Source organism: uncultured Subdoligranulum sp. (assembly GCF_937890665.1).
Genome location: NZ_CALADU010000080.1, coordinates 1 through 5,665 on the forward strand (window position 1 = coordinate 1; position 5,665 = coordinate 5,665).

General features: G+C 51.4%; 7 protein-coding genes and 1 pseudogene. All 8 read left to right on the forward strand.

Annotated elements, in window-relative coordinates:
• Positions 1 to 684: DUF4314 domain-containing protein (locus Q0526_RS04420; RefSeq protein ID WP_298731248.1), on the forward strand; the 684-nt coding region annotated here is incomplete at its 5' end.
• A 503-nt stretch (positions 685 to 1,187) separates the two neighbouring features.
• Positions 1,188 to 3,071, forward strand: a complete 1,884-nt coding sequence (gene ltrA, locus Q0526_RS04425) for a group II intron reverse transcriptase/maturase (protein ID WP_298731249.1) — start codon at positions 1,188 to 1,190, stop codon at positions 3,069 to 3,071.
• A 123-nt stretch (positions 3,072 to 3,194) separates the two neighbouring features.
• Positions 3,195 to 3,614: pseudogene (locus Q0526_RS04430) on the forward strand (hypothetical protein); the annotation flags it as partial.
• A gap of 64 nt (positions 3,615 to 3,678) precedes the next feature.
• A complete protein-coding gene (locus Q0526_RS04435; RefSeq protein ID WP_298731250.1) occupies positions 3,679 to 4,014 on the forward strand; it encodes a DUF3852 domain-containing protein in 336 nt (111 codons plus the stop codon).
• Positions 4,015 to 4,138: 124 nt separating this feature from the next.
• Positions 4,139 to 4,411 (forward strand): type II toxin-antitoxin system Phd/YefM family antitoxin, encoded by a 273-nt coding sequence (locus tag Q0526_RS04440; protein WP_187016301.1) that lies wholly within the window; start codon positions 4,139 to 4,141, stop codon positions 4,409 to 4,411.
• Positions 4,395 to 4,709 (forward strand): type II toxin-antitoxin system RelE/ParE family toxin, encoded by a 315-nt coding sequence (locus Q0526_RS04445; protein WP_298731251.1) that lies wholly within the window; start codon positions 4,395 to 4,397, stop codon positions 4,707 to 4,709. Before Q0526_RS04440 ends, Q0526_RS04445 begins: the two co-directional genes overlap by 17 nt.
• 22 nt (positions 4,710 to 4,731) lie before the next feature.
• A complete protein-coding gene (locus Q0526_RS04450; protein ID WP_298731252.1) occupies positions 4,732 to 5,097 on the forward strand; it encodes a nucleotidyltransferase domain-containing protein in 366 nt (121 codons plus the stop codon).
• Positions 5,098 to 5,168: 71 nt separating this feature from the next.
• The coding region (locus tag Q0526_RS04455) for a conjugal transfer protein TrbL family protein (protein WP_298731253.1) at positions 5,169 to 5,665 on the forward strand (497 nt) is incomplete at its 3' end.

Below are 5,665 nucleotides of genomic sequence, written 5' to 3' on the forward strand. Positions count from 1 at the left end.
ATCCGGCTAAACGCTATGGACAATACCTATCATCCCATTCCTCCCGGCACCGAGGGTGAGGTGGACTTCGTGGACGATAAGGGACAAATTTTTATGAAGTGGGACAATGGCCGCACGCTGCCGCTCATCCCCGGCGAGGACAGCTTCACGGTGCTGCCGCCCAAGCTGACCAGCCTCAAGCTGTATATGCCCCTGACCGCCGATCTCTACGAGCGAAACGAGTACGGCGAATTCGATGATTGCAGCACACTTCTGGAGGGCAGGGAGCTGCGGGGCTATCAGGATCAGATTCTCGGTGCCCTCGTCAAAAACCGGATGCCGGAGGAGGCGGAGCGAGGTCTCATGCATTGGTATGATGAAGCCGACAGCGTTGACCGCAAGGTGCGCTCCGCCGTCTTCACCGTGGAGGAACGTGACCGGCAGCTCTGGGGCGTTGCGGAATGCCGCATCGCCGGGGAATTGTCGGACACCGAAATGGATACTTTGAAAGAGTTTATCACCGGACAAGCTTCGGACGGCTGGTGCGAGGGTTTTGAGCAACGGGAGATTTCCGTGGATGACGGCGGTGAATTGTATGTCCACTTTTGGAATTCGGACGAGTGGAGTATCCAGACGGAACAGGAACGCTTTGAGCCAAGGCTTTCTGAAGGTTACACGACGGAACAGCGGATGGGGGGACTGTAAAATGTTCGATACAAAAGAGATGCAAACAAAATTTATTTCCAATATGGCAGAACGGCTCAATACCATGAATTTTCGCGCAAGATTTCGAGAGGACGGAGATCTTACGGTGAGTAGTTCGATCAACTTCCTGGGTGTTGTCGGAAAGACTGGCGAACTATACTGCAATTCCAAAGACCTCTGCAATCCATACAGGCGATTTCAATTGGAGAGAATCCTCCAAACGATGGATGCCGTTCGCACGGAAAAGCATAGGGAACAAAGGAACCACGGACGGCACTTCAATCTGTTGAAGTAAGTGAAGTGACACCTTTGCCGCGCAGGTAGGAAATGACCTGCTAATCCGTGGGACAGCAGCCCGTAGTAGCGATGATGTCCGCAATAATAAGGCGGACGGAGTGAAGGGGCATAGTCAGTGCAGATTGTATGTGAACAGGAAGTCGAGGAAGCCGTAGGCATACCTGACTAACACCAGAAACACCAAATCCAGAGAGGAGGCGGTGCGTATGGCACAACAATTCGACAGCCCACAAACCGAAACCCAACTACGCGAAATCCAGGACAAGCTGTATCAGCACAGCAAGGAGGTCTATGACGCGGGCGGCCGCCCAGCGTTCAAAGGACTTCTGGAAATCATGTCAGCAGAAGCAACCATTGTAACCGCAATCCATAACATCAAAAGCAACCATGGCAGTGAAACTCCCGGCGTGGATTCCAAGACTATGCGTAAAGATTATCTGCAACGTTCCCATTCGTGGGTTATTCGGGATATTCAGAGCGCATTTAAGCATTTTGAACCGCAGAAAATACGCCGGAAGTACATCGACAAACCAGGAAAGGCCGAAAAACGTCCGCTGGGAATCCCTACCATACGGGACAGAATCGTGCAGGAATGTATGAGGATTGTACTGGAACCTATTTTAGAACCACAATTCTTTGCCCACTCCTATGGATTTCGCCCCATGCGGGACACAGTTATGGCGTTGGAGCGCATCAAAAGACTATCGCATACCACAGGCCACTATTGGATTGTCGAGGGTGACATCAGCAAATGCTTTGATAATATCGACCACAGTATTCTTCTGAGACGTCTATACCATATAGGCGTCAAGGATAGGCGCGTTCTGCAAATCGTCAAGGCCATGCTGAAAGCTGGGATTATGGATGAATGTACCATAAATGAGTATGGAACCCCACAGGGCGGTATCATCAGTCCACTGTTGGCGAATGCCTACTTGGACATTATGGATGAGTGGATTACCAAGCAGTGGGAAAACAAGAAAACCAGACATATATACGCCAGTCCGGGAAACAGGCGAGGTGCCCTGTATAAAACATCGTTAATTCCGGGATGTCTGGTACGGTACGCAGACGATTTTGTCATCATCACAGATACCCGTGCCCATGCCGAACAATGGAAAGCTAAACTGCAAATATTTCTGCAAAACAGGCTAAAGCTGGCACTATCCACAGAGAAAACGCTGATAACAGATGTCCGAAGAAAACACATCAAATTCCTTGGCTATGAGTTCAAAATGATACCGGGGAACAGCAAAAAGGGCTATATCACAAAGACGATTCCAGATAGAGACAGACTACAGCGAAAGATTGACAGTATCGCAGAGAGCATCAAGAAAATTCCCCGGAATTACAGCCGGGAGCAATTTATTGGTGAAATAAACCGCATTAACAGCCAAGTGAGAGGAATCATTCAGTACTACCAATGCTGTACGTGGGTAAATCTCGCCATGCACAAGTACTCCCGTAGATTGCAGTTGATTGCTAAAAGCAGATTAAAGCAATACCGGGGAGAATGGATACCGGCAAATCGAACGCAAAATCTTCCATATATCCACCAACAGCGCAAGCAAAAGATTCCCTCTATAAAGTACCGCGATATTTACGTTGGATTTACCGCCCTTGCATTCTGTAAGTGGGAAAACGTCCTACCGAAGAACCAGTCTGAAACGCCCTACTCGGAAGAAGGCCGGCAGTTATACTTCAAGCGCACAAAGAAGAAGCGAATGAACGCTCGGCTGGATGAAATGTATTCAGAAAACACCAGCAGGGCTGTCTGCTACAGTAAATGGGGTAATCTCAATAATTTTGAATTCACGATGAACAGAGCCTATGCGCTCAATCGTGACAGACTGAAATGCAGGGTATGCGGAGGGTGGCTTATTTCCAGTACGCTATGCACACACCGCATCAATCCCTGTCTCCCACTGAACCAAGTCAATCGTGTCAACAATCTGGTTTCGCTGCACAAGAAATGCTTTGATGCTGTTAATAACCCCAGCCAAGATATAAGTGAATTTGATAGCAAAACACAGCAGAAAATCAAAGGTTTACGGGATAAACTGATAACTTCACATACATGCAACAATTAATCTGCATTGATGGAGCGCCGTGTGCGATGAAAGTCGCATGCACGGTGCGAAGCGGGGGAAAATCCGCTCTGACTGCTGTTCTCCTATGAGAATAGTAAAAGCGGCGGATTACCTATCGCTATTACCCTGCCCGTCAAGGCGGTGCGGCTTCAGACCATTTACACCGGCACGTGGAACACCCCCGGAAACTATAAGATCGTGTACAAAACCAATCTCAGCGGCGATACCTGGCGCACGCTGGCGGATAACCTGAGCACATCCAAAAACTATGTGCTGGATGCTTCCCCTGCGGCGCTGGGACTTGCCGCCAACGAGTATGTGACGGAGTTTATGGCTGCGTTCGGCATCGTCCCCGCCAACTTCCGGCAGGTGGAAGCCCCTCGCGTGGACTGCAAGGCGCTTGCCAAGCTCACCGGCGGTACGCAGTTCGTCAACGCGTCGGACGCGGGCGGCGTCTACAACGGGCAGTGGATCATGGCCACCTCCCGCTGGTCTACCCGTGTTTACGCCCCCAACAAGCCCCTGCCCCGCACCGGTTATTAAGAGCTAACAACAACGGATGCCGCTCCGCAAGGGGCGGCATCCCCATATCAAGGAGGTTAATATCTTGAAACACAAAAAAATCATGATTTTGGCGTTGGCGCTCCTGCTCCTGACCGCGCTCTGCTGCACCTCCGCCCTCGCCGCGGGCGGCGATGTGGCGGGCGCTGTGGAACAGACGTGGACGGAGGCAGCCAAACAGATCAAGGCTGTGGTGGAGAAGGTGGTGTTCCCGGCGCTGGATATGATCCTCGCCATCGCGTTCTTTGTAAAGCTTGGCGGCGCGTATTTTGACTACCGCCAGCGAGGGCAGTTTGAGTGGACCGGCCCCGCTATCCTCTTTGCCTGCCTCATCTTCACCCTGACGGCCCCGAAATACATTTGGAGCATCATCGGCATCTAAAAAGCGTATCCCTTGAGAGCCGGGTCAGAAGTCTGATTCTGAAGGGCCGGCGCGCGAGGGTCTTGCATAAAAGCTGCTACTTTGATATAATACTATCAAGAAATTGATACAAGGAGGGCTTTCTATGCAGATCAGACCATCCTCCGCTCTGCGGAATGAGTACACTCAAATTTCTGAGTTGGCAAAAGCATCCGGTGAGCCGATCTTCATTACAAACAAAGGCGAGGATGACGGTGTTTATATGAGCATGGCCGCATACGAGGAGCGGGAAAAAATGTTTCGCCACCGCGACAAGATCTATGCCGCGGAGATCAGCAGACTGAGCGGAGAGCCCGTCTGCACACCGGAGGAGCTGGACGAAAGAATGGAGGAGTTGTTCCGTGCCTACGAAAAGTAAGCTGGTCTATCTTCCTTCCGCTCAACATGACTTCGAGGAGATCGTAAAGTATCATATTACGGAGGCGGGGACTCCCTACGCGCGGAAAATCTACAGTACAATGAAAACGGCCATAAACCGTCTGCGAGATTTCCCGCTGATGGGGCAAACGCATCCGGACCCGATCCTCGCCGCAAACGGATACCGAAAACTGGTTTTGACAAAAACCTATGTGGCGGTCTACAAAGTGATCGGCGACACCGTCTATATTTACGCCATTGTCAATGGCACGACAGACTATCCCCGCCTTTTGAAGTGATCACCGTTCTGGAATGAAGAATATGTCGACAGAAAACGAGTATTTAGCAAAGACGGAATCCTTGCAAAAAGAATTGGAGCCGGTGTGCCGGGTTATCACGGAAACTGTCAAAGCCGAGGCGATTTATCTCTTTGGCTCCCGTGCTTATGGTATACCAACCGATGATAGTGACTACGATTTGTGCGTCATTATCCCGGAAAACTCCATGCGTCCGGCAGACGCGGTCAAGGAGATCCGCCGTGCGCTCCTGCCGCTGCAAACCATGTCTTTGGATATACTCGTATACCGTGCCGATACATTCTTCCGCCGTGCGCAAGGCGTGACAATGGAGCGTAAAATCAAGCGGGATGGTATCCCCCTATACGAGAACTTCTCTCACAAATCATAATACCAATTATCGCGACAAGGCCGTCGCCCGAAAGGGCGGCGGCCTTGTCGCGTCCCCGGAGGTGAACGAAGATATTTATTTGGGATTTTGTCGCCGCGACAGTCCTGGATCAGCTCATGGACTGGGTCTATGGGCAGGCCATAGGCTTTCTCGGCAATTTCTTTGCCCTCATGGGCAATATGGGCGTGGAGCTGTTCGAACTGGAATGGGTCAGCGCCATCATTCTCTTTTTCTCCCGCCTTGCGTGGGCGCTGTTTACCGTCAGTGTGGTAGTCTGCGCCTTTGAGTGCGGTATCGAATACTCCGCCGGCAGGGGTAATTTGCAGCAGTGCGGGATGAATATCATCAAGGGCTTTCTGGCGGTGAGCCTGTTCACCGTTGTCCCCGTCCGGCTCTACGCCTTATCCGTGTCGCTGCAGGGTACCTTTTCCGCGGGGCTTACCGGCTATGGACGGAGCATTGGTGAGGTGGGACAGGACATCATAACGGAGCTCAGCGAGATCCAGACGCTCTCGGACGTGGTAAACAGCTCCCACTTCGGCCTTGGCGTCATCACCAGTCCCATTAT